Origin of the sequence: Hydrogenophaga pseudoflava (genome assembly GCF_031020795.1) — a bacterium.
GTDB lineage: Bacteria > Pseudomonadota > Gammaproteobacteria > Burkholderiales > Burkholderiaceae_C > Hydrogenophaga > Hydrogenophaga pseudoflava_A.
The window spans coordinates 61,039-84,606 of record NZ_JAVHJP010000007.1; the positions used below are offsets into that span (position 1 = coordinate 61,039).

The 23,568-nt window shown below is 68.1% G+C and carries 20 protein-coding genes and 2 tRNA genes; 9 read left to right on the forward strand and 13 right to left on the reverse strand.

The window, feature by feature from the left end:
• Nucleotides 1–4: 4 nt before the first annotated feature.
• Genes rapZ through RCO38_RS20505 form a run of 3 tightly spaced genes read right to left on the reverse strand, consistent with a single transcriptional unit; the run spans nt 5 to nt 3,547 of the window.
• Entirely contained in the window at nt 5–943 is a 939-nt protein-coding gene (gene rapZ, locus RCO38_RS20495) for an RNase adapter RapZ (protein ID WP_308330299.1), read from the reverse strand.
• Nucleotides 940–2,586 (reverse strand): DNA repair protein RecN, encoded by a 1,647-nt coding sequence (recN, locus tag RCO38_RS20500; RefSeq protein WP_308330300.1) that lies wholly within the window; start codon nt 2,584–2,586, stop codon nt 940–942. Before recN ends, rapZ begins: the two co-directional genes overlap by 4 nt.
• Nucleotides 2,587–2,629: 43 nt before the next feature.
• Nucleotides 2,630–3,547 carry an NAD kinase gene (locus tag RCO38_RS20505; RefSeq protein ID WP_308330301.1) on the reverse strand — a complete coding sequence of 306 codons (918 nt, stop codon included), beginning with the start codon at nt 3,545–3,547 and terminating at the stop codon, nt 2,630–2,632.
• A 97-nt stretch (nt 3,548–3,644) separates the two neighbouring features.
• Between RCO38_RS20505 and hrcA the strand changes: the two genes are divergently transcribed.
• A complete protein-coding gene (hrcA, locus tag RCO38_RS20510) occupies nt 3,645–4,664 on the forward strand; it encodes a heat-inducible transcriptional repressor HrcA (protein WP_308330302.1) in 1,020 nt (339 codons plus the stop codon).
• 37 nt (nt 4,665–4,701) lie between these two features.
• A tRNA-Ile gene (locus RCO38_RS20515) sits at nt 4,702–4,780 on the forward strand.
• A gap of 59 nt (nt 4,781–4,839) precedes the next feature.
• On the opposite strand, the gene RCO38_RS20520 is transcribed toward RCO38_RS20515, so the two are convergent.
• Nucleotides 4,840–5,700 carry a c-type cytochrome gene (locus tag RCO38_RS20520; RefSeq protein WP_308330303.1) on the reverse strand — a complete coding sequence of 287 codons (861 nt, stop codon included), beginning with the start codon at nt 5,698–5,700 and terminating at the stop codon, nt 4,840–4,842.
• A gap of 107 nt (nt 5,701–5,807) precedes the next feature.
• Here RCO38_RS20520 and RCO38_RS20525 point away from each other — a divergent pair, with 107 nt between their 5' ends.
• From RCO38_RS20525 to RCO38_RS20535, 3 genes are read left to right on the forward strand one after another with little or no spacing between them, the layout of a single operon-like run.
• A complete protein-coding gene (locus RCO38_RS20525; protein ID WP_308330304.1) occupies nt 5,808–6,212 on the forward strand; it encodes a c-type cytochrome in 405 nt (134 codons plus the stop codon).
• A complete protein-coding gene (gene coxB / locus RCO38_RS20530; protein ID WP_308330305.1) occupies nt 6,209–7,126 on the forward strand; it encodes a cytochrome c oxidase subunit II in 918 nt (305 codons plus the stop codon). Before RCO38_RS20525 ends, coxB begins: the two co-directional genes overlap by 4 nt.
• Entirely contained in the window at nt 7,123–9,636 is a 2,514-nt protein-coding gene (locus RCO38_RS20535; RefSeq protein WP_308330306.1) for a cbb3-type cytochrome c oxidase subunit I, read from the forward strand. The genes coxB and RCO38_RS20535 overlap by 4 nt, the downstream gene beginning before the upstream one ends.
• Before the next feature lie 12 nt (nt 9,637–9,648).
• Here the strand turns inward: RCO38_RS20535 and RCO38_RS20540 are convergent, their stop codons facing one another.
• Together RCO38_RS20540 and RCO38_RS20545 are read right to left on the reverse strand one after the other, a co-directional pair.
• Nucleotides 9,649–10,950, reverse strand: coding sequence for a PQQ-dependent sugar dehydrogenase (locus RCO38_RS20540; protein WP_308330307.1), 1,302 nt, complete (start codon nt 10,948–10,950; stop codon nt 9,649–9,651).
• Complete coding sequence (locus RCO38_RS20545) at nt 10,947–11,360, reverse strand: DUF2231 domain-containing protein (RefSeq protein WP_308330308.1); 414 nt, start codon at nt 11,358–11,360, stop codon at nt 10,947–10,949. Before RCO38_RS20545 ends, RCO38_RS20540 begins: the two co-directional genes overlap by 4 nt.
• A 141-nt stretch (nt 11,361–11,501) precedes the next feature.
• On the opposite strand from RCO38_RS20545, the gene RCO38_RS20550 reads away from it, so the two are divergent.
• Both RCO38_RS20550 and greB read left to right on the forward strand, forming a co-directional pair.
• A tRNA-Arg gene (locus tag RCO38_RS20550) sits at nt 11,502–11,578 on the forward strand.
• Nucleotides 11,579–11,656: 78 nt separating this feature from the next.
• Nucleotides 11,657–12,214: a transcription elongation factor GreB gene (gene greB, locus RCO38_RS20555; protein WP_308330309.1), complete on the forward strand. Its 558-nt coding sequence runs from the start codon at nt 11,657–11,659 to the stop codon at nt 12,212–12,214.
• Nucleotides 12,215–12,223: 9 nt separating this feature from the next.
• Here the strand turns inward: greB and RCO38_RS20560 are convergent, their stop codons facing one another.
• The 5 genes from RCO38_RS20560 to RCO38_RS20580 are packed head-to-tail and all read right to left on the reverse strand — an operon-like array spanning nt 12,224 to nt 18,937.
• Nucleotides 12,224–14,476 (reverse strand): RelA/SpoT family protein, encoded by a 2,253-nt coding sequence (locus RCO38_RS20560; RefSeq protein ID WP_308330310.1) that lies wholly within the window; start codon nt 14,474–14,476, stop codon nt 12,224–12,226.
• Nucleotides 14,477–14,524: 48 nt separating this feature from the next.
• Nucleotides 14,525–16,126, reverse strand: a complete 1,602-nt coding sequence (gene nadB / locus RCO38_RS20565) for an L-aspartate oxidase (protein WP_308330311.1) — start codon at nt 16,124–16,126, stop codon at nt 14,525–14,527.
• Nucleotides 16,123–16,977, reverse strand: coding sequence for a segregation and condensation protein A (locus RCO38_RS20570; RefSeq protein ID WP_308330312.1), 855 nt, complete (start codon nt 16,975–16,977; stop codon nt 16,123–16,125). Before RCO38_RS20570 ends, nadB begins: the two co-directional genes overlap by 4 nt.
• 22 nt (nt 16,978–16,999) lie before the next feature.
• A complete protein-coding gene (locus RCO38_RS20575; protein WP_308330313.1) occupies nt 17,000–17,212 on the reverse strand; it encodes a DUF3460 family protein in 213 nt (70 codons plus the stop codon).
• 60 nt (nt 17,213–17,272) lie between these two features.
• On the reverse strand, nt 17,273–18,937 hold the full coding sequence (locus RCO38_RS20580) for a SulP family inorganic anion transporter (protein WP_308330314.1): 1,665 nt from the start codon (nt 18,935–18,937) through the stop codon (nt 17,273–17,275).
• Between the two features lie 95 nt (nt 18,938–19,032).
• Here RCO38_RS20580 and bamE point away from each other — a divergent pair, with 95 nt between their 5' ends.
• Nucleotides 19,033–19,539 carry an outer membrane protein assembly factor BamE domain-containing protein gene (gene bamE / locus RCO38_RS20585; RefSeq protein ID WP_308330315.1) on the forward strand — a complete coding sequence of 169 codons (507 nt, stop codon included), beginning with the start codon at nt 19,033–19,035 and terminating at the stop codon, nt 19,537–19,539.
• 15 nt (nt 19,540–19,554) lie between these two features.
• On the opposite strand, the gene RCO38_RS20590 is transcribed toward bamE, so the two are convergent.
• The gene (locus tag RCO38_RS20590; protein ID WP_308330316.1) at nt 19,555–20,295 is read right to left on the reverse strand and encodes a YoaK family protein; all 741 of its coding nucleotides are present in this window, start codon (nt 20,293–20,295) and stop codon (nt 19,555–19,557) included.
• Between the two features lie 13 nt (nt 20,296–20,308).
• Nucleotides 20,309–22,354, reverse strand: a complete 2,046-nt coding sequence (gene metG / locus RCO38_RS20595) for a methionine--tRNA ligase (RefSeq protein ID WP_308330317.1) — start codon at nt 22,352–22,354, stop codon at nt 20,309–20,311.
• 112 nt (nt 22,355–22,466) lie between these two features.
• On the opposite strand from metG, the gene apbC reads away from it, so the two are divergent.
• Nucleotides 22,467–23,558, forward strand: a complete 1,092-nt coding sequence (gene apbC, locus RCO38_RS20600) for an iron-sulfur cluster carrier protein ApbC (protein WP_308330318.1) — start codon at nt 22,467–22,469, stop codon at nt 23,556–23,558.
• The last annotated feature ends 10 nt before the right edge of the window (nt 23,559–23,568 follow it).

The following is a 23,568-nucleotide window of genomic DNA, read 5'->3' on the forward strand; positions in this document are numbered from 1 at the left end:
TCCGTCAGGGGACTGCGGAGGCCGAGCGGGCTGGCGGGGTGGGCCAGCCATCGATCTCGCGGTGGCGCAGCCGCGTGGACCAGGCGCTGGAAAAGGCCTTGGCCAGGCGCTCCACGAGGTAGACCGACCGGTGCTGTCCACCCGTGCAACCGATGGCCACGGTGACGTAGCTCCGGTGGTCTTCCAGCATGTGCGGCAGCCAGTGGCGCAGGAAGGTGTCGATCTGCGCCTCCATCACCGCCACCTCGGCATGGCGCGCCAGAAAGGCGGCCACAGGCCCGTCCCGTCCCGTGAGCGGACGCAGCTCGGCCTCGTAGTGCGGGTTGGGCAGCATGCGCACGTCGAACACGAAGTCGGCGTCCATCGGAATGCCGCGCTTGAAGGCGAACGACTCGAACACCAGGGTGAGCGGGGCCTGCTGGGCGCCGATCAGCTCCTTGATGTGGCGGCGCAGCTGCGCAGGCCGGATCAGGCTGGTGTCCAGCACCTGGGCGCGGTCGCGCAACTCCGACAGCAACTCGCGCTCGTATTCGATGGCGTCCGTGAGCGCCCGGTGCTCGTCGTTGGAGGGCTTGAGCGACAGCGGGTGGCGGCGGCGCGTCTCCGAAAAGCGCCGCACCAGCGTGTCCGTGGTGGCGTCCAGAAACACCGTGGTGAGGTGGACATCCTGCCCAGGCTGGTGCCGGATCTCGGCCAGGCGAGCGGGCAGGCCGGGCAGCGACGCGGCGCTGCGCACGTCCATCGCGATCGCCACCTTGCTGGCGCGGTGACTCTGCTCCAGCGCGATGAACGAGCCCAGCAGCTCCGGCGGCAGGTTGTCGACGCAGTAGTAACCCAGGTCCTCGAGGGCTGTCAGGGCGATCGATTTGCCGGAACCGGACATGCCGGTGATCAGCACCAGCTCGATCGGCTTGAGAGGCGGGGCGGGGTCCGGCGTGTTCATGTGGTCAGCAGTTCGCGTGCGTGCGCCAGCGAGACTTCCGAACGGTCGTTGCCGCCGAGCATGCGCGCCAGTTCGCTCACGCGCTGCTCATGGGTGATGGCAGCGACGGTGCTGTGCGTGACCGCACCGCTCTGGCGCTTGCTCACCAGCAGGTGGTGATCCCCGCAGGCAGCGACCTGGGGCAGGTGGGTGACGGCGAGCACCTGGCGGTCGCGGCCGAGCTGGCGCAGGAGCTGGCCCACGGTGTGCGCCACGGCCCCACCGATGCCCGAGTCGACCTCGTCGAAGATCAGGGTCGGGGCCTGTCCCAGCCGGCTGGTCACCACCGAGATCGCCAGGGCGATGCGCGAGAGTTCGCCGCCCGATGCCACCTTGCCGACCGGCCGCGGGCTCACGCCGGCGTGGCCCGCCACCAGAAACTCGACCTGCTCCCAGCCGTGCGCCTGGGGTTCGTCCAGTTTCTGCAAGCCCACCTCGAAGCGGCCGCCCTGCATGCCCAGGGTCTGCATGGCGTCGGTGACCGCCCGCGAGAGCTTGGGCGCCGCCTGCTGGCGCAGCTTGCCCAGGCGCTTGATTTCCAGCTCGAACGCGGCCCAGGCCTTGCGTTCTGCGGCGCGCAGGGCATCCAGATCCATGGCCTGGTCGATGCTCTCCAGCTCCTTCTTCCAGCCCGCCAGCAGCTCCGCCAGTTCCTCGGGCGGCCGGCGGTAGCGGCGCGCCAGCGACATCCACTGCGACAGCCGCTGGTCGAGCGCCTCCAGGCTGGAGGGGTCCAACTCGGTGTGGCGCGCGTAGTGGTGCAGGCCGTGCACCGTGTCCTGCACCTGGGCCTGGGCCGCCAGCAGCGCCTGGATGGCGTCGTTGAAGGCCGGCTCCAGGTGGGCCTGCGCCTGCAGCGCCGACAGTGCCCGGTGGATCAGCGACGCAGCGCTGCTGTCCTCGTCGTCCAGCACCGCGGCCGCCTCGCGCGCGGCATCCATCAGGCCCTGTGCATTGGCCAGGCGGCTGTGCTGCGCGTTGATGTCTTCCCACTCGCCGGGGCGAGGCTGCAATTTGTCGAGTTCGCTGATCTGCCAGGCGAGCCGCTCGCTCTCCTGCTGCAGCGTGTTCTGGCGCTCCGTGGCGCTCTCCAGCGTCTTGCGCGCCTGGCGCCAGTCGGCCCAGAGCGCAGAGGCGGACGAGGTGTCGACGCCGGCGTAGGCGTCCAGCAGGCCGCGCACCGCCTCGGCGCGCGTCAGGCTCTGCCAGGCGTGCTGTCCGTGGATGTCCACCAGGTGATCGGCCAGGGCCTTGAGTTGGGCCATCGTGGCGGCGCTGCCGTTGATCCAGCCGCGGCTGCGTCCTTCTGTGTCGACGGTGCGGCGCAGCAGCAGACCGTCTTCAGCGGCAGCAAATCCCTGCTCGTCCAGCCAGGGCCGCAAGGACGCGGGCAGGTCGAACTCGGCGGCGATCTCGCAGCGCGCGGCGCCTTCGCGCACCACGCCGCTGTCGGCGCGGGCCCCCAGCGCCAGCTGAAGGGCGTCGATGAGGATGGATTTGCCCGCACCGGTCTCGCCGGTGAGCACGTTGAAGCCCTGGGCCAGATCGAGATCCAGCGAGGGCACGATGACGAAGTCACGCAAGACGATGCGTCGGAGGCTCATGGCTTCGGAACAAACGGAGGGAAGGCGGCTATTTTGACCGCTCTCAGGCGCCCTCGTTCCAGTGCAGCTTCTTGCGCAGGGTGTCGAAGTAGCTCCAGCCCAGCGGGTGCAGCAGGCGCAGCGTGTGCTCCGAGCGGCGCACGACGATGCGGTCGCCGTGCAGCAGGCTGGTGAGCGACTGCATGTCGAAGTTGGCGCTGGCGTCCTTGCCCGAGACGATCTCGACCGCCACCTCGCAGTGCGAGGGCAGCACGATCGGCCGGTTGGACAGGGTGTGCGGCGCAATCGGCACCATGATCCAGCCGCCCACGGAAGGGTGCAGCAGCGGCCCGCCGGCCGACAGCGCGTAGGCGGTGGAGCCGGTGGAGGTGGCGATGATCAGGCCGTCGGCGCGCTGGTTGGCCACGAAATGGCCGTCCACCTCGACCCGCAGCTCGATCATGCTGGCGACGCCGCCGCGGTTGACCACCACATCGTTCAGCGCCGTGGCCTCGAATACGCAGCGGCCGTCGCGCCAGACGCTGGCCGCCATCAGCGACCGGGGGTCCTCTTCAAATTCGCCGCGCAGGATGGCGCGCAGGTTGTCCCGGTAGGTCTCCAGCGGAATGTCGGTGATGAAGCCCAGGCGGCCCTGGTTGATGCCCACCAGCGGCACGCCGTAACGCGCAAGCTGCCGTCCGATGCCCAGCATGGTGCCGTCGCCGCCGAGCACCAGCGCCAGATCGATGCCCTGACCCATGGCCGGCACGTCCAGCGCTGGGTACTGCAGCAGGCCGGTGTTGAGCGCGGTGTCCCGCTCCAGGGAGACGTCGCAGCCCTCGTCGTGCAGGAACTCGGCCAGGGCCTCGACCACCTTGCGCGAACCCGGCGCCTGGTACTTGCCGACGATGGCCACGTGGGCGAATCGCAGGTGGCGCTTCGGCGCGGGGGCCGTCTGGCGGCTGGTGTCGGGCTGGGTCATGCACAAATTACAACATAGGGGCCGACGGTGGCCAGACCCCCGGAAACCCTTGCCCCCAGCCGCTGTTCAGGGGTGGCACCGTCCTTAAAATGAAGACATGCTGGACGACCGCTCCAAACTTCTGCTCAAGACCCTGGTCGAGCGCTACATCGCCGACGGTCAGCCCGTCGGTTCCCGCACGCTGGCCAAGGCGGCCGGCATGGATCTTTCGCCGGCGACCATCCGCAACGTCATGAGCGACCTGGAGGAGCTCGGACTCATTGCCAGCCCGCACACCTCGGCCGGGCGCATTCCCACCGCCCGGGGCTACCGCCTGTTCGTGGACACCATGCTCACCGTTCGGCGCGAGGACATCCAGGGCGCCGAAAACATCGGCGCCACCGGCCTCCAGGCCGGCACCCAGCCCCAGCGCGTGATCAGCCACGCCGCCCAGATGCTCTCCAGCCTGTCGCAGTACGTGGGGGTGGTGATGGCGCCGCGGCGCGCCTCGGTGTTCCGGCACATCGAGTTTCTGAGCCTGTCGGAGCGCCGGGTGCTGGTGATCCTGGTTTCGCCCGACGGGGACGTGCAGAACCGCATCATCCACACGCAGGCGAACTTCACCCAGTCGCAGTTGCTGGAAGCGGCCAACTTCCTCAACGCCCATTACGCGGGGCTCACGATGGAAGAGGTGCGTTCGCGCTTGCGCAACGAGGTCGAGGCCTTGCGGGGGGAGATTGCCTCGCTGATGCAGGCCGCCGTCGACATCGGGGCCGACGCGGGCGCCGAACGTGAGGAGGTGGTGGTCTCGGGCGAGCGCAACCTGCTGTCGGTGAGCGAGTTCTCCAGCGACATGGGGCACCTGCGCCAGCTGTTCGACCTGTTCGAACAGAAGACGCAGCTGATCCGTCTGCTGGATGTGTCGTCCCAGGCCGACGGCGTGCGCATCTACATCGGTGGCGAAAGCCATGTGGTGCCCTTCGAAGACCTGTCGGTGGTCACGGCGCCCTACGAGGTGGACGGCCAGGTGGTGGGCACGCTGGGTGTGATCGGCCCCCAGCGCATGCCCTACGACCGCATGATCCAGATCGTCGATGTGACGGCCAAGCTGGTGAGCAACGCCCTCAGTCACAAGTGATCCGGCCCGGTCGGCCGCCTACAATGCGGGCCTTGCAGGGCCTCTAGCTCATGCCTGGTTAGAGCAGCGGACTCATAATCCGTTGGTGCCGAGTTCGACTCTCGGGGGGCCCACCAAACACTGAAAAGCCAACCTTCCGGGGTTGGCTTTTTTGTTGCGCCGGTCCGGGCACCACTCAGTACAGGCGCGAGAGGTACGCGGCCATCAGACGGGCGTGTTCTTCGCTGACGCCAAGGTCCGGCATCGCGGTGCCCGGCTTGACAGCCTGTGGCGTGCGGATCCACTGCACCAGGTGTTCGGGCGTGTTGGGCAGCCGGCCGGCGATCAGCGCGCGCCTGGCCAGCCCCTCGAGCGGTGGGCCCACATGCACGTCGGAGCCGGTCATGCCTGGGATGCGGTGGCAGCTGACGCAGGCGTACTGACGCAGCACCAGACGCGTCTGGCGGTCGGGCGACAGATCGGCGGGCGGTGCTGCGGTGGCGCCTGCGGCGCGGGTGGGTAGCGCGCAGTCGACCATGGCGGCGTTCTCGACATGCGCGGCATAGTCCTGCGGGGACCAGCGTGGCATCTGTTCGACGAATCCGGCCACGGCCCAGATGTCCTGGTCCGACAGCCGCATGCCCCAGGACGGCATGCCGGTCATGCGGATGCCGTGGCGCGTGATCCAGTACAGCTCGCGCAGGTGCCAGTGCCGGCCGGCGTCGAGCAGCGGGCCGGGCAGCGGCAGCATGCTCATGCCCACGGGACCGGGTGCGATGCCGGGCGCGCCGTGGCACTGCACGCACTGGTCGCGGTAGCAGGCGGCGCCACGTTGCAGCGTCAGGGCCGCAGGCAGGGCGGGCGGCGTGATGCCGGCGGCGCGCACACGCACCGATTGTTTCATGGCGGTCTCCAGCAGCGAGTACACGGGCTGCGTGTGTTGCACCGTGGCGCCGACGTCGTACAACCCGCCCAGCACGATGAACGCCGCCGCGGCAGCTGCCACGAGCGCCGCCGCGAGCAGGGTGGTGGCCACGGTGGCAAGGGTCCGCTGCATCGCTTCTCCGGTTGATCGGCTCGCGTCGGTCGCGGCGGGCCAGCTGGTGGCGTCCCGACGGCAAACACCGCGCCCGGCGGAGGAACGCGGATTGCCTTGGAATGGCGATGACCGTCCGGACCCATCGTCTCCCTGCCGCCTCCGCGCTGCTGGCCGCCGGCCTCGCCACCGGGGCGGCGGGCGGCTGCAGCGGTGCGCCCGCACCGGGTGAGGCTTACCGGCTGGTGCCGGGTGGCGATGCGCAACGCGGCCGGCTCCTGCTGGCCCACTACCAATGCGGCAGCTGCCATGCCGTGCCGGGCGTCCCCGGCCGCAGCACGCAGGTGGGGCCCACGTTGGCCGCTTTCGGAGGGCGCAGCTACATCGCCGGGCGCGTGCCGAACGAGGCGGCCGCACTGCAGCGCTGGCTGCAATCGCCGCAGTCGCTGGTGCCCGGCACCGCCATGCCCGATCTCGGCGTGTCCGCCACCGATGCGCGCGACATGGCGGCATACCTGATGGCGCTGCGGTGAACTGGCTCACCGGCTCCGCCAGCACGCAGGCGGCGGCGCTGGCCGAAGTCTCCGGTGTGCTGTTCGCCGGCGGCACGCTGGTCTTCGCGCTGGTGCTGACGCTGCTCATGCTCGCGCTGCGCGGGCGCCAGCGCCGGCGCGTGCTGCCGACCGCATGGTGGACGGTGGGTGGGGGCATCGTCTTTCCGGTGATCGTGCTCAGCGCGCTGATGGCTTACAGCCTGGTGCGCACCGAAGGACTGGAGCGGCCGCCGGCCGATCCGCTGGTGGTCGGCGTGACCGGGCATCCCTGGTGGTGGGAGGTGCGCTACCGCGATCCGGCCGGCACGCAGTGGGTGGCGGTCGCCAACGAGTTGCGGCTGCCGGTGGGCCGCACGGTACAGATCGGCCTGAGCAGCCCGGACCTCATCCACAGCTTCTGGGTGCCGGCGCTCGGCGGCAAGATGGACCTGGTGCCCGGCCGCGTCAACCGGCTGGTGGTCACGCCGCAGCGCCCGGGTGTGCACCGCGGCGTCTGCGCCGAGTACTGCGGTGTCCAGCACGCGCGCATGGCGCTGCACGTGGTGGTGCAGGCGCCCGACGAGTTCGAGCGCTGGCTTGCGGCACAGGCCGCACCGGCGGCCACACCCGAGGGCCCGCTGGCCGAGCGCGGCCGCCGCTCCTTCGTTGAGCTGTGCGCGGGTTGTCACACCGTGCGCGGTGTCGCAGAGGGTGCCGCGCTCGCGCCCGACCTGACCCACGTGGCCAGCCGCCTGCATCTGGGCGCCGGCACGCTGCCAAACGGGCATGAAGCGCTGGCGCGCTGGATCGCCGACGTGCAGGCCTTGAAGCCCGGCGCCCGCATGCCCTCGTACGGCCACCTCGACCGCGCGACGCTGGACGCGCTGGCCGCCTACCTGGCGCAGTTGCGATGACGCCGCTGCCGAACCCGCTGCCGCGTCCACCGGGCGAGCTGGAACGCCTGGCCGACGTGTGGATGCTGCCACGGGGCTGGCGTTCGATGAGCGCGGTCAACAACACCTTCATCGGAAAGCTCTACATCGGCACCGCGTTCATCTTCCTGCTGCTGGCCGGCGTGCTGGCGCTGGTGATGCGCGCGCAGCTCGCGCTGCCCGACGCCGACCTGGTCGGTCCACGGACCTACGACCAGCTCTTCACCATGCACGGCACGGTGATGATGTTCCTGTTCGCAGTGCCGGTGGTCGAGGCCGTCGCGGTCTATCTGCTGCCCAACATGCTGGGCGCGCGCGACCTCCCGTTCCCGCGCCTGTCGGCCTATGCGTACTGGGCCTATGCCTTTGGCGGGTTCGCGTTCTTCTGCACCATCTTCGTCGGCCTGGCACCCGAGGGCGGCTGGTTCATGTACCCGCCGCTGACCAGCCGCGCGCACTCGCCCGGCCTCAATGCCGACTTCTGGCTGCTGGGCATCGGCTTCATCGAGATCTCGGCCATCGCCGGCGCCATCGAGCTGATCATCGGCCTCTTGATGACGCGCGCGCCGGGCATGACGCTTGCGCGCATGCCGGTGTACGCCTGGGCGATGCTGGTGGTCGGGCTGATGATCGTGTTCGCCTTCCCGGCCATGATCGCCGGCACCGCGCTGCTCGAGATGGAGCGTGCGTTCGACTGGCCGTTCTTCAACGCGTCGCGCGGCGGCGACCCGCTGCTGTGGCAGCACCTGTTCTGGTTCTTCGGCCACCCGGAGGTCTACATCATCTTCCTGCCCGCCGCGGGCATGGTGTCGGCCATCCTGCCGGTGGCCGTGGGGACACCGCTGGCGGGTCACCGTGCCGTCGTCCATGCGCTGTTTGCGGTGGCGCTGATCAGCTTCGCACTGTGGGCGCACCACATGTTCACCGCCGGCCTGGGCTCGCTCTCGCTCAGCTTCGTGTCGGCGGCCAGTCTGGCGGTGGCGATCCCGGGCGGTGTGCAGGTGTTCGCCTGGATCGCCACACTGTGGCGCGGCCGCGTGCGGCCGGACACGCAGACCCTGTTCCTGCTGGGTTTCCTGTTCACTTTCGTTGCCGGCGGGCTGACCGGCGTGATGGTGGCGGTGCTGCCGTTCAACTGGCAGGCCCACGACTCGTACTTCATCGTCGCCCATCTGCACTATGTGCTGATCGGTGGCGTGGTGTTCCCGCTGTTCGCGGCGCTGTACCACTGGCTTCCCCTGGGCAACGGCCACCGGCTGGACGAACGCCTGGGCCGCTGGGTCTTCGGGCTGGTCTTCGGTGGCTTCCATCTCGGCTTCTTCCCGATGCACATCGCCGGCGTGCTGGGCATGCCGCGGCGCGTCTACACCTACCCGGCCGGCCTGGGTTGGGAGCTGCCGAACCTGCTGTCCAGCGCCGGTGCGCTGGTCATCGCGGCCGGCGTGGCGCTGCTGGCCGTGGACGTGGTGCGCACCGTGCGGCGGCCGCAGCGGCCGCACGGCAATCCCTGGCGCGCGGCGACGCTGGAGTGGGTGCCCTCGGACACCTACGGGCTGCGCAGCATCCCGCAGGTGGCGCACCACGACCCGCTGTGGCACCAGCCGGCGCTGGCCGAGGAGATCGTGCGTGGCGAACACTGGCTGCCCGGCACCGCCACCGGGCGGCGCGAGACGCTGATCACCAGCCCCCGGCGGGCGGCGCTGCGCCACCTCATCGTGCTGCCCGGGCCGAGCTGGCTGCCCGTGCTTGCAGCGCTGGGCACGGCAGGTTTTTTCCTGCTGCTGACGGTCCAGTGGGTGTGGACGGCGCACGCGTTCGGCCTGGTGGCGGTGGCCTGCACCATCGCCTGGCTGTGGCAGACCGACCGCCTGCCTGGTGTGCCCTCGGCGGTGGTGGGGGAGGGCGTGCAGGTCCCGGTCGGTGCGGTGCTGCTGGCCTCGCACTCCTGGTGGGCGACGGTGATCCTCGTCATCGTCGACATGACCGTCTTCGCGTCCATGGTCTTCGCGCACCTGCACGTGTCGATGCAGGCGGTGAGCTGTCCGCCGCCCGGCGCGGCGCTGCCCGAGACGCGCAGCGTGGCGGGCGCAGCTGTCGGCTTTGTGCTCAGCGCCGCGCTGGTCGCCTGGCGGGCACGCCGGCTGCGCACACAGGTGCTGGATGGCTGGCGTGCGGCCGCGCTGCTGGTGCCGGCGGCCGCGCTGGCGGTCGGTGCATTCGCGCTGCTGCTGCAGGCGCATGTGGCGGCGGGTCTGGCGCCGCGGGCCGACGCGTGGAGCGCCACCGTCGCCGCGTTGCTGTCGGTCGTGGGCCTTCACGTGGCCCTGCTCGCGACGTTCGCGGCGTATCTTGTCGCCCGGGGTGCGGCCGGGCTGCTGACACCGCGGCAGCGTGCGAGCTTCGACAACTGCGCGCTGCTGTGGTGGTGCGCCTGCGCGCAGGGCGTCGTCGCCGCGCTGCTGCCGCACGCGCTGTCCTGGGGTATGGCATGAAGCCTGCCAGGTTCAGCGCGCGGGCGTGGCGCGCCATACGGTGTTGGACAGGTCGTCCGCCACGATCACCGCGCCCTGCGCATCCACCGACACCCCGACCGGCCGGCCCATCGTCTTGCCGTCGGCCTGGAAGCCGGTGACGAAATCCACCGGGTCGCCACTGGGCTGACCGTTGCGGAACGGCACGAACACCACCTTGTAGCCCACCGGCTGATCGCGGTTCCAGCTGCCGTGCATACCGACGAAAGCGCCCTCGCCGAGCGGGTTGCTGGCCGGTCCGACGAATGCGAGTCCGAGAGGCGCGGAATGGGAGGGCAGTGCGTAGTCCGGCCGCACGGTGGCATGCACCTTCTGCGCGTCGTGGGGCCGCACCCGCGAGTCGACCGTCGGTCCCCAGTACGCATAAGGCCAGCCGTAGAAGGCGCCATCGCGCACCGAGGTCATGTAATCCGGCACGAGATCAGGGCCCAGCTCGTCGCGCTCGTTGACCACGCCCCACAGTTGGCCGGTGCCCGGCTCAAAGGCGAGCGCGGTCGGGTTGCGCAGCCCGGTCGCGAACGGCCGCGACGCCCCAGTCTCCGCGTCCACCTGCCACACCATGGCACGGTTCTCTTCCACGGCCATGCCACGTTCGCCGACATTGCTGTTCGAGCCGATGCCCACGTAGAGAAAGCGGCCCTGCGCATCCGCAGCCAGCGCCTTCGTCCAGTGGTGGTTGATCGCCGAGGGCAGCTGCGCCACTGTCACCGGGGGAGCGCCTGCATGTGTCTGGCCCGGCTCGTGGTCGAAGCGCACCAGCGCGTCCTGGTTCGCTACATAGAGCCGACGTCCGACCAGGGCCAGGCCGTAGGGCGCGTTCAGCTTGTCGGCATAGACCCAGCGACCTTCATAGGTGCCGTCTCCGTCGGCGTCGCGCAGCAGCGTCAGCCTGTTGCCGCCCTCGACCCGCGTCGCGCCGCGGGACTTGAGCAGGCCGGCGATGTAGTCCTTCGGCGTCAGCACCGGCGCGCCCTTGCCCTTGCCTTCTGCCACCAGGATGTCGCCGTTCGGCAGCACCAGCGTCTGGCGCGGGATCTTCAGCCCGGTGGCGATGGCCGTGATCGTCCAGCCCTGGGGCACGGTCGGCTGCCGGGTACCCCATGGTGCGGGCTCGGCGATGCCCATCTGCGGCAGCAGTCCCCGCTGTGGCGGCGGCAGCTCGGGCTGCGCACCGTACTGGTCCTTGGCTCCCTCGCCCAAGGCCAACACAACCCCTCCCGCCACCGAGGCCACGGCGGCCGCAACCGCGGACCTGACGATCCACTCCCTGCTCATGTCCGGCTCCTTCGCAGGCTGCCCAGACCGATCACGCTGGCAGCCGCTGCCACCAGCAGCACGAGAACCGACAGCAGCAGGCCCGCGGGCATCGCGGCCCAGCCGTCCTTCGCATGCACCAGCGCATTGGCGGAGCCCAGCACAAGGCTGGCGAGAAGCAACACCAGGTAGGTCATGCCAACGCGCCCCCGGCGAGCCGCGGGGCGCAGCAACAGGTCCAGGGCGGTCCATACCAGCGCGAGGCACGTCAAGGCGAGGCCTCCGGTGATCAACCACGCTGCGAAGTTGGTCCACTGAATCTCGTAGGTGCGGGCGTAGGCCCAGTCGCTCAACAGGGCGCCGAGAAACAGCGGCAAGGTCGAGAACGCGAGGACAGCGTGCATGGCCGCGCGCGGCAAGTAGGGTGCCACGCCGGGTGGGTCCGGTGCGCGGCTTTCGGGTGCACCCTCCGTCGTTCAGGCAATTGCTGCGGCAAACTTTGCTGTCATTTTTGGCCTTTCAGAAATTCGGTTGTCAGAGCCAAAAAAGTCGTGCTACAATGCGAGGCTTACGCGGCTGTAGCTCAGCTGGATAGAGTACTTGGCTACGAACCAAGGGGTCGTGGGTTCGATTCCTGCCAGCCGCGCCAAACAGAGAAGCCCGCAGCCACAAGCTGCGGGCTTTTTTCTTTTCCGCTTCCGAAGCGTTCTCCTGGGGCCGTTCTTCCATGAGCAAAGCCTTCACCCGCGAAACCGATGGAGATTCCGACGACGATCTGCCCGAAACGGCCGCGCTGCCCACCGGGGTGAACTACATCACCCGCGCGGGCTACGATCGACTTCGCGCCGAGCTCCTGGGACTCATCGACGACGAGCGCCCTCGCATCGTCGAGATCGTTCACTGGGCGGCCAGCAACGGTGACCGGTCCGAGAACGGTGACTACCTGTACGGGAAGAAACGCCTGCGCGAGATCGACCGGCGCATCCGCTTCCTCACCCGTCGGCTGGAAATCGCCGAGGTGGTGGACTGTTCGCAGCACCACGGGGGTGATCAGGTGTTTTTCGGCGCCAACGTGACCTACGCCGATGAAGACGGCGAAGAAACCACGGTGACCATCCTTGGCGTGGACGAGGCGGACAGTGCCCGCAACGAAATCAGCTGGGTGTCGCCGGTGGCAAGGGCGCTGCTGAAGGCGCGCGTGGGTGACCTGGTCCGCCTGGTGGTGCCGGGAGGAACCCAGGAACTGGAAATCCTCTCCGTCAGCTATCCCGCGCCCGGGGGCTGATCAAGGCGCTCAGGCCGCGCGGAAACGCTGCGCCTTGATGACCGAGGTGGTCCGCTTGAGGCTGCGCAGCACCTCTGCAAGATGAACCCGGTCGCGCACCGCCACGGAGAATCGAATGTCGGTGGCCGTCTGGGCGGGTTCGTCGCCCATGTCCACATGGGTGATGTCTGCCTCGGCCGACGCGATCGCAGACGCCACACGGGCGAGGACGCCCTTGCCATTGGTCACAGTGACGACCACGGTGGTGTCGAACGGGCGCGTGGGCTCGTCGGCCCACTCGACCTGCAGGAAGCGTTCGCCGTCCCGTGCCAGCAGGCGCTTGCCGGTCGGGCAGTCTTCGGTATGCACGATCAGACCCTCGCCGCGGCCCAGGTAGCCGACGATTCGGTCGCCGGGGATGGGCTGGCAGCAGCGGGCGAACTGAACCGACAGGCCTTCGCTGCCATCCAGACTGACCACGCCCTGCGAGACGGATTCGTCTTCGCCAGCGGCGTAGCGTTCGGTGCTGATGAGCACGGCGTCGGGCTTGAGTCCCGTTTCGGCCAACAGCACGGCGAGTTTTTTGCCCACCATGTTGGCAATGCGCTTCCCCATGCCGATGTCGGACAGCAGTTCCTCGCGCGACTTGTTGCCGGTGAAGCGCAGCAGCTTGTCCCAGGTGGCCTTGTGTTCGCCACTGGCATCGGGAAGGCTGGCGATCCCCTCGGAGCGAAGGGCCTGGGCAAGCATGCGCTCACCGAGCTGATGGGTCTTTTCCTGCGCCAGGGTCTTGAGATGGTGCCTGATCTTGGAGCGTGCGCGCCCGGTTTTGACGAAGGACAGCCAGGCCGGGTTGGGTTCGGCGGATTCGCTGGTGAGAATCTCCACCACGTCGCCATTGGACAGTTCTGTGCGCAGCGGACGCTGTTCGCCGTTGATCCGCGCGCCCACCGCGCGGTTGCCCACGCCGCTGTGGATGGCGTAGGCGAAGTCCATCACGGTGGCGCCGCGCGGCAGCGCGAGGATCTTGCTCTGGGGCGTGAACACATAGACCGCGTCGGGAAACAGGTCGATCTTGATGTGGTCCCAGAACTCGCTGGCGTCGTGCGTTTCCTGCTGGATGTCCAGCAGGGATTGGAGCCACTGCGTGCCCAGGCGCTGGGTGGTGTCGCTGTTGGGCTCGTTGGCCTTGTAGAGCCAGTGGGCCGCGACGCCCGATTCGGCCACCACGTCCATGGCGTGGGTGCGCAGCTGGAACTCGATGTTGGTGCCGAAGGGGCCGATCAGGGTCGTGTGCAGCGACTGGTAGCCATTGACCTTGGGAATGGCCACGTAGTCGCGGAATTTGCCCGGCACCGGCTTGTACAGCTGGTGCAGCAGGCCCATGCCGGTGTAACAGTCGGTCAGTTCAGGCACCACGATGCGGAAGCCGTAGATGTCGGTCACCTGCGAGAACGACAGGTGCTTGCTGTCCATCTTGCGGTAGACGGAGTAGAGCGTTTTTTCCCGGCCGACGATGCGCACCTGCATGCCGTGCCTGGCAAACGCGCCTTCAACCTCTTTCTGCACCCGGGCGATCAGGTCCCGGCGGCGGTTTCGGGACTTGTTCAGTGCTTTGGAGAGCACCTCGTAGCGCCATGGGTGGAGAAAGCGGAACGAGAGGTCCTGCAACTCGCGGTAGGTGAAGTTCAGGCCCAGCCGGTGCGCAATGGGGGCGTAGATCTCCAGCGTCTCGCTGCTGATGCGCTGCCACTTGTTGCGCGGCATGTCGCCCATGGTGCGCATGTTGTGGGTGCGGTCGGCCAGCTTGATGAGGATGACCCGCACGTCCTTGGCCATGGCCAGCAGCATCTTGCGGAAAGACTCGGCCTGGTTCTGCTCGCGGGTGTCGAAGGCCAGCTTCTCCAGCTTGGTCAGGCCGTCGACCAGGTCCGCGACCGGTGCCCCGAAACGTTCGACCAGCTCCGTCTTGCTGACGCCGCAGTCTTCCATGGCGTCGTGCATCAGCGCCGCCATCAGCGCCTGGGCGTCCAGCTTCCACTCGGCACACTGGGCCGCCACCGCGATCGGGTGGGTGATGTAGGGATCGCCGTTCTTGCGCAACTGGCCGAGGTGGGCCTCGTCGGCAAAGCGGTAGGCTCGCCGGATCGCTTCGATGTCGGTCGCGCCGAGGTAGTCCAGCCGACCCAGCAACGCAGCGAAGCTCGCCGCCGCTGCGCTGGCGGCGGGATGGGCCTGCGGCGCAGGCGGGGCGAGGCTGCCGGGATCGGCGTTGGTGATCATCCCCTTACTGTATCGCGAGACGCGCACCACCGCGGTCGGTGCGGGTGATCAGCGCGCCGGAGGAACGAGGATGGTCGGACGGGCTTCCGGCAGCTTGTCAGGGTAGTCGCGGCTGTAATGCAGACCGCGGCTTTCACGGCGCAGCATGGCCGACATCACGATCAGGTCGGCCACCTGGACCAGGTTGCGCAACTCCAGCAGATCGCGCGTGACGTGGAACTGGGCGTAGAACTCCTGGATCTCGCCTTGCAGCAGCGCGATGCGGTGGGCCGCCCGCTCCAGCCGCTTGTTGGTGCGCACGATGCCCACGTAGTCCCACATGAAGCGGCGCAGCTCGTCCCAGTTGTGGGAGATGACGACCTGTTCGTCGGCGTCCTTGACGCGGCTGGCGTCCCACAGCGGGATCTCTGGCCGGGGGGCGGACGGCGCCGTGTGGATGGCCTTGACGGCCGCCTGCGCAAACACCATGCACTCGACCAGCGAGTTGCTGGCCAGTCGGTTGGCGCCGTGCAGGCCGGTGCAGGTGGTCTCGCCCACCGCATACAGGCCGTCGATGTCCGTGCGGCCGGCCAGATCGGTCACCACGCCGCCGCAGGTGTAGTGCGCGGCCGGCACGACCGGGATCGGCTCCCTGGTGATGTCGATGCCCAGCTCGGCGCATCGGGCCAGGATGTTGGGGAAATGCTCCCGGATGAACTCGGGGCTCTTGTGGGAAATGTCCAGGTGCACGCAGTCCAGGCCGTGCTTCTTCATCTCGTAGTCGATGGCACGGGCCACGATGTCGCGCGGTGCGAGTTCGGCGCGCGGGTCGTGGTCGGGCATGAAGCGGTGACCGCCCAGCTGCGGCGGCAGCTTGAGCTGACCGCCCTCGCCGCGGACTGCCTCGGTGATGAGGAAGTTCTTGACGTGCGGGTGGTACAGGCAGGTCGGGTGGAACTGGATGAACTCCATGTTGCCGACACGGCAACCCGCACGCCAGCCGGCCGCGATGCCGTCGCCGGTCGCGGTGTCGGGGTTGGTGGTGTAGAGGTAGACCTTGCCCGCGCCGCCGGTGGCCAGGATGGTGTGCGGCGCGCAGAAGGTCTCGACCTCGTCCCGGTCCACGTCCAGCACGTAGGCGCCGTGGCAGCGCTGAGGGCCGTCGCCGGTCTGGTGGCCGGGCAGCTTGGCGTCGGTGATCAGGTCCACCAGCATGTGGTTCTCGAAGAACGTGATGCCAGGCGTCTTGCGGGCCAGGTTGCTCAGCGTGGTCTGCACGGCGGCGCCGGTGGCGTCGGTGGCGTGCACGATGCGGCGGTGGGTGTGGCCCCCTTCGCGGGTCAGGTGCAGCTCGCCGTTTTCGGTGGAGAAGGGCACGCCCAGCTCCTGCAGCCAGGCGATGGCGGCAGGCGCGTTCTCCACCGTGAACTGCGTGGCCTCGAGGTCGCACAGGCCGGCGCCGGCCACCAGGGTGTCGTCGACGTGGGAGGCGTAGCTGTCGCCCTCGGCCAGCACGGCGGCGATGCCGCCCTGGGCCCAGTTGCTGGAACCGTCCGAAATGCCGCGTTTGGTGACGACGGCCACGCGGTGCGTGGGGGCCAGCTTGAGGGCGGCGGTCAGGCCGGCCAGTCCGCTGCCGATGATGAGGACGTCGAAATGGTGGGTGGTCATGATGCAGGGGTGTACGCCAGGCGCACATAGATCGGCGCAAAGGCCTCGGCCTGGGTCAGCTCGATCAGGGTTTCCTTGGCCAGTTCGAGCATGGCAATGAAGGTGACGACCATGACCTGCGGGCCGCGGGAGGTGTCGAACAGTTCGCCGAACTCCACGAACTTGCGACCCTGCAGATGGCGCAGCACGATGCTCATGTGCTCGCGCACCGACAGCTCCTCGCGGCTGATCTTGTGGTGCTGGACCAGTTTGGCGCGTTTCATGATGTCGCGCCAGGCCGACTGCAGGTCCAGGGCGCTGACATCGGGGAAGCGGGGTTGCAGCGCCTGCTCGACGTAGACCTGGGCGCGCAGGAAGTCGCGGCCGTACTGCGGCATCTCGGCCAGGCGCTGGGCCGCCAGCTTCATCTGCTCGTATTCGAGCAGGCGGCGCACCAGCTCGGCGCGGGGGTCTTCGGCTTCCTCGCCCTCGGCCGTCTTCTTGGGCGGCAGCAGCATGCGCGACTTGATCTCGATCAGCATCGCCGCCATCAGCAGGTACTCGGCCGCCAGTTCCAGGTTGCTGGCGCGGATCTCGTCCACGTAGCTCAGGTACTGGCGCGTCACCGCCGCCATCGGGATGTCGAGGATGTTGAAGTTCTGCTTGCGGATCAGGTACAGCAGCAGGTCCAGCGGGCCTTCAAAAGCCTCGAGGAAGACCTGCAGCGCGTCGGGCGGTATGTAAAGGTCGCGCGGCAGGTCGAACAGCGGCTCGCCGTACAGACGCGCCAGGGCCACCTGGTCGACCACGCCCGGCAGCACGGCGTCCAGACCTTCGGGGGGCGCATCGAGTGCGCCGGCCTCGTTGCTCATTTCGGGCTCTGAACGGCCGTGCTCAGTGCGGATCCGGCTGGGTCTGGTAGACGTAGGGTTGCTGCGGCACTTGCGCGGCCTGCGCCTGGGCCAGCAGGTCTCGGTCGACCTGCTTGTCCCACAGGAGCGAGCGCCCTTCGCGCTGTCCCTGTTCGATGTCGGGCCTGCTGGACTTGAGCTGGTCGATGAACTGGGTGACGTCGGAGGTGTAGTGGGGGCGGCCGAAAATGCTCATGGCGGGTGGGCGCAGTGCGCCGGTCAGCGGAAAACCCGCGATTTTACCGGGCGGGCCAGTTCATCCGGCGTGCGGATCGACCGCCTCGCCGCGCAACCGGGCCCCGAAGCCGGAGCGCTCGATCAGCGACTGCGGTTGCGGGTTCAGTTCGGTCAGTTCCAGCGTGCCGCCACGCTTGAGGATGGCCTTGTGCAGCTGTTCCAGCGCGTCCAGCCCGGTGGTGTCCAGGGAGATGAGCCGGCTCGCGTCCAGCGTCACCGCCAGGCCGGCGGGCGCCCGTTCCACCGCCGCCACGAGGGGGTCGATCTTGGCGACGGCCCCGAAGAACAGCGAGCCGTACAGCCGGAAATGGACCTGCCCCGGGTGCTGCTGGGGCACCGGGTCGGCGCGGAAGATGTCGCTCTGCCGGCGCACGAACAGCAGGCAGGCCAGCACCAGGCCCAGTTCCACCGCCACAGTGAGGTCGAACACGATGGTCACCAGGAAGGTGGAGACCATCATGAGGCGGTAGTGGTTGGTGAACTGCTTGAGGCGACCGAACTCGCGCCATTCGCCCATGTTCCAGGCCACGAACAGCAGCACCCCGGCCAGCACCGCCAGCGGGATGTGCTGCGCCAGCGGTGCGGCCATCAGCACGACCGCCGCCAGTGTGCCGGCGTGCACCATGCCGGCCACCGGCGACACCGCGCCCGAGCGGATGTTGGTCACCGTGCGCGCGATGGTGCCGGTGGCCGGCATGCCGCCGAAGAAAGGCACAGCGAAGTTCGCCAACCCTTGCGCCATGAGTTCCTGGTTCGGGTCGTGCTTGGGGGCGTCGCTCAGCTGGTCGGCCACTCGGGCGCAGAGCAGGGACTCGATTGCGCCCAGCAAGGCGATGGTGAGTGTGGGCGTGACCAGCTGCTTGACGGTCTGCCAGCTGAAGTCGGGCAGCTCGAACGCGGGCAGGCCCTGGGGGATGCCGCCGAAGCGGGTGCCGATGGTCTCGATCGGCATTTTCAAAAGCCAGGCGAGCAGCGACAGCGTCACCAGTGCCACCACCGGGGCCGGCAGCCGCGAGGTGGCCTTGAGCGCACTGATGGTGTCCACCTGCTCCAGCTGGCGCCGGAACTGCGAGTCCACCGCCCACAGGCGCGGCCAGATGAACAGGCCCACCACGCACAGCACGCCCAGCAGGCAGGCGTAGGGGTTGAAGCTGCCGAGGTGCTCGGCGATGGTGGCGATCTGGCCGAAGAAGTCGCCCGGCATCTTGGCGATGTCCAGCCCGAGCCAGTCGCGCACCTGCGAGAGGGCGATGAGCACCGCAATGCCGTTGGTGAAGCCGATCACAACGCTCACCGGCACATAGCGCACCAGGGTACCCAGCCGGAACAGCCCCAGCAGGAAAAGCAGCACACCGGCGCTGGCGGTGGCGATCAGCAGGTTGGCCACGCCGTAGCGTTCGACGATGCCGTACACGATGACGATGAAGGCGCCCGCCGGGCCGCCGATCTGCACGGAGGTGCCGCCCAAGGCGGAAATGAGGAAGCCCGCAATGATGGCTGTCCACAGGCCGGCCTCCGGCTTGAGTCCGCTGGCGATGGCAAAGGCCATGGCCAGCGGCAGCGCCACGATGCCGACCGTCGCGCCGGCCCCCACATCGCGTGCCAGCTTTTCGCTGTTGTAGCCACGGATGTCCTGGAACAGACGGGGCCGGAACGGCGCCAGCGGGGGCAGGTTGTTCAGCATCGCCAGATGTTACCGTTTGCGTCCCGCCGCACCGCGCCGCACGGGGCGCAGACATCAGGGTTTACACTGAATTTTTGGGCTTTGCGGTGCGACTCATGACCTCACAGATGTTCAACCGTTGGGGGTGCCTCCTGTTGGGGGTGCTGCTGCTGGCGGCCTGCGACCAGCGGGCGATCAGCGAACTCGAAGAGGGTGTCTCGACCGAGGCCGATGTGCGCGAGAAGTTCGGGGCGCCCGAAGCCGTGTGGGACGGGCCGGACGGCGCCCAGATCTACGAATACAACCGCCAGCCGGAGGGCTACCAGAACTGGCAGATCACCATCGGCCCCGACGGCAAGATGGCGGCCCTGAAGCAGGTGCTCAACACGAGGACCTTTGCCGAGATCCGGCCCGGGATGGCCATGGAGGATGTGCGCAAGCTGCTGGGCAAACCGATGAAGGTGACCGAGTACGCCCTCAAGAAGGAGATCCACTACGACTGGCGCTGGCGCGACGGCCCGAACGAAAGCGACAGCCAGGTGTTCACGGTGATCTTCAGCCCGGACCTGCGGGTGATCTCGGCCGGTTCGGCGCGCGACCCGGCGCTGGACCGGGCCCGCTGAGACGGTTCTGGCGGTTCAGCCGGCGCGCAGGCGCTGCCAGTCGTCCAGCAGGGGGCGCAGCACGAGCAGCAACAGGGCCAGCGCCAGCGGCAGGGTGCTCACGTAGCCCAGGTGCTTGAAGCCCAGGGCGCCGGCAATGCCACCCGACAGGAAGCTGAAGATCAGCTGGGCGTGCACCCGCAGACGTTCGCGGTCGGCACGCACCGGTTGCATGTCGGGGTGCCGGTTCACGTAGAGCAGCTTGCCCAGTTCGATGCCCAGGTCGGTGACCAGGCCGGTCACATGCGTGGTGCGGATGCGGGCCTGCGAGATCTTGGTGATGACGGCGTTCTGCAGGCCCATGATGTAGCAGAGCAGCACGACCGTCACCGGCAGGAAGACGGTGTGCCAAAGGCTCATGACGGCGCCGAACAGGCCGAATACCAGCAACAGCACGGCTTCCAGCAGCAGGGGCAGGCCGTAGGCGCTGCGCAGCTGCAGGCGCATGCCCCAGTTGACGATCCAGGCGGTGCTCATGGCACCCAGCACGAAGGCCAGCACCGAGACGACTCCCGCGCCCACCAGAACGAACTGGCCGAGCACCAGGTTGTCGGCCAGCGCCGAGAGCATGCCCGTCATGTGCGAGGTGTACTGGCCCACGGCCAGGAAGCCGCCCGCGTTGGCCGCCCCGGCCACGAAGGCCAGCACGGTGCCGAGTTTCAGGTCCGCCTGCGGCGTGCGCTGCAGGGCGGTGAAGCCACGGATGGGGGCGAACACGGGCTTTGGCCGGTCAGTGGATGCGCATGCCCGGCATCGCGCCCGGCCAGGGCTGCAGCACGTAGATGCCGGGCTGCGCCTTCTCGTCGGCGTGGCTGGCGGCCAGCACCATGCCCTCGCTGACGCCGAACTTCATCTTGCGCGGCGCCAGGTTGGCGACCATCACGGTCAGCTTGCCTTCCAGGTCCTCGGGCTTGTACATGCTGGCGATGCCGCTGAAGACGTTGCGTGTCTGGCCTTCGCCCACATCCAGCGTCAGGCGCAGCAGCTTGGTTGAACCTTCGACTGCCTCGCACTTGACGATCTGTGCGATGCGCAGGTCGACCTTGGCGAAGTCGTCGATGGAGATCGTCGGGGCGATTTCTTCGCCGCCCGGCACGGTCTTGGGTTCTTCGGGTGCCGGCGGGGGTTCGAACAGGGCGTCGAGCTGCTTGATGTCCACGCGCTGCATCAGGTGCTGGTAAGGCTGGATGGCCGCCACATTGGCTGCGTTGTGCCAGTCCTTCAGGTCGGCACCGGTGAGCGCCTGCACCTTGCTGGCGAGTTCTGGCAGCACAGGCGCGAGGTAGCGCGCCAGTGCGGTGAAGGCGTTGACCAGCACCGAGCACACCTGCTGCAGGCGGGCGTCGTTGGTGGTGTCCTTGGCCAGGTCCCAGGGCTTGTGCTGGTCGACGTAGGCGTTGACGCGGTCGGCCAGCGCCATGATCTCGCGCATGGCCTTGCCGTATTCGCGTTCGCTGTATTGCGCGGCGATGCTGTCGGCGGCGGCGCGGATGTCGGCCAGCAGGGCGCTGCCCTGCTCGTCGAAGCTCTGGGTCAGCTGGCCGCCGAAGCGTTTGGTGAGGAAGCCGGCCGAGCGCGAGACGATGTTGACGAACTTGCCGACCAGGTCGCTGTTGACGCGCAGCATGAAGTCTTCGGCGTTGAAGTCCACGTCCTCGTTCTTGCCCGAGAGCTTGGCCGCCAGGTAGTAGCGCAGCCACTCGGGGTTCATGCCCAGTTCAAGGTACTTCAGCGGCGACAGGCCGGTGCCCCGGCTCTTGCTCATCTTCTCGCCGTTGTTGATGGTCAGGAAGCCGTGCACGAAGACCGCGTTGGGCACCTTGCGGCCGCTGAAGTGCAGCATGGCCGGCCAGAACAGGGTGTGGAAGGTGATGATGTCCTTGCCGATGAAGTGGTACTGCTCGGTGGCCGGGTCGGCCATGAAGGCGTCGAAGTCGCGGCTGGTTTTGCCAAAGTAGTTCTTGAGCGAGGCCAGGTAGCCGATGGGCGCGTCCAGCCACACGTAGAAGTACTTGCCCGGCGCATCGGGGATCTGAATGCCGAAGTAGGGCGCGTCGCGGCTGATGTCCCAGTCGCCCATCTTGGGCTTGCCGTCCTCGCCTGGGGCGATCCATTCGGTGATCTTGTTGAGCACCTCGGGCTGCACCGCGCCGCTGGTGGTCCAGCCCTTGAGGAAGTCCAGGCAGCGCGGGTCGGACAGCTTGAAGAAGAAGTGGTCCGAGTGCTTGAGCACCGGCGTCGCGCCCGACAGGGCCGAGTAGGGGTTCTTCAGCTCGGTCGGCGCGTAGACCGCACCGCAGACCTCGCAGTTGTCGCCGTACTGGTCCTTGGCGCCGCACCTGGGGCATTCGCCCTTGATGAAGCGGTCGGGCAGGAACATGTTCTTCTCGGGGTCGAAGAACTGCTCGATGGTGCGGGTCTCGATCAGGCCGTTGGCCTTGAGCGCGCGGTAGACGTCCTGCGCGAGCTGGTGGTTTTCCGGGCCGTCGGTGCTGTGCCAGTTGTCGAAGCCGATGTGGAAGCCGTTGAGGTACTGCGGCCGGCCGGCGGCGATGTCGGCCACGAACTGCTGCGGCGTCTTGCCGGCCTTCTCGGCCGCGATCATGATCGGCGCGCCGTGTGCGTCGTCGGCGCAGACGAAATGCACCTCATGGCCCTGCATGCGCTGGAACCGCACCCAGATGTCGGCCTGGATGTACTCCATGATGTGGCCGATGTGGAAATGGCCGTTGGCGTAGGGCAGGGCGGTGGTGACGAACAGGCGGCGCTGGCTCATGAGGAGAATCTTTCTGCAGGGGAACCCGCAATTTTAGGCGGGGCATGCCGGGGCCGTTAGACTTCGGTGCGATTCTTCATACCCCACCCCAGCACCCCGGAGAGCCCGTTTCATGGCCGTCGACACCCAAGCGCTGCTTGCCGCCCTTCAGGCGGTGACCGATCCCAACACCGGCAAGGACTTCGTGTCCACCAAGGCCCTGAAGAACCTGCAGGCCGATGGCGGCGACGTGTCCTTCGACGTCGAACTGGGCTACCCGGCCAAGAGCCAGATCCCGGCGCTGCGCCGTGCGCTGATCGAGGCGGCCAAGAGCGTCCCGGGCGTGGAGAACGTGTCGGTGAACATGCAGGTGAAGATCATTGCGCACGCGGTGCAGCGTGGCGTTCAGCTGCTGCCGAATGTGAAGAACATCATCGCCGTGGCCTCGGGCAAGGGCGGCGTGGGCAAGAGCACCACCACCGTCAACCTGGCGCTGGCGCTGGCTGCCGAGGGTGCCAAGGTCGGCATCCTGGACGCCGACATCTACGGCCCCAGCCAGCCCATGATGATGGGCATCGAAGGCCGGCCCGAGAGCACCGATGGCCAGACCATGGAGCCGCTGGAGAACTACGGCGTGCAGGTGATCTCCATCGGCTTCCTGATCGACAAGGACGAGGCCATGATCTGGCGCGGCCCCATGGCCACGCAGGCGCTGGAACAGCTGCTGCGCCAGACCAACTGGAAGGACCTGGACTATCTGATCGTCGACATGCCCCCGGGCACCGGCGACATCCAGCTCACGCTGAGCCAGCGCGTGCCCATGACCGGCGCCGTGATCGTGACCACGCCGCAGGACATCGCCCTGCTGGACGCGCGCAAGGGCATCAAGATGTTCGAGAAGGTGGGCGTGCCCATCCTGGGCATCGTGGAGAACATGGCCGTCTACTGCTGCCCCAACTGCGGCCACACGGAACACATCTTCGGTGCCGAAGGCGGCAAGAAGATGGCGGCCGAGTACGGCATGGACTTCCTGGGCGAATTGCCGCTGAACATGGGCATCCGCGTGCAGGCCGACAGCGGCCGGCCGACCGTGGTGGCCGACCCCGAAGGCGAGATCGCCGGCATCTACAAGACGGTGGCACGCCAGGTGGCGATCAAGATCGCGGCCAAGGCCAAGGACTTCTCCAGCAAGTTCCCGACCATCAAGATATCCAAGGACACCTGAGTCCGACAGG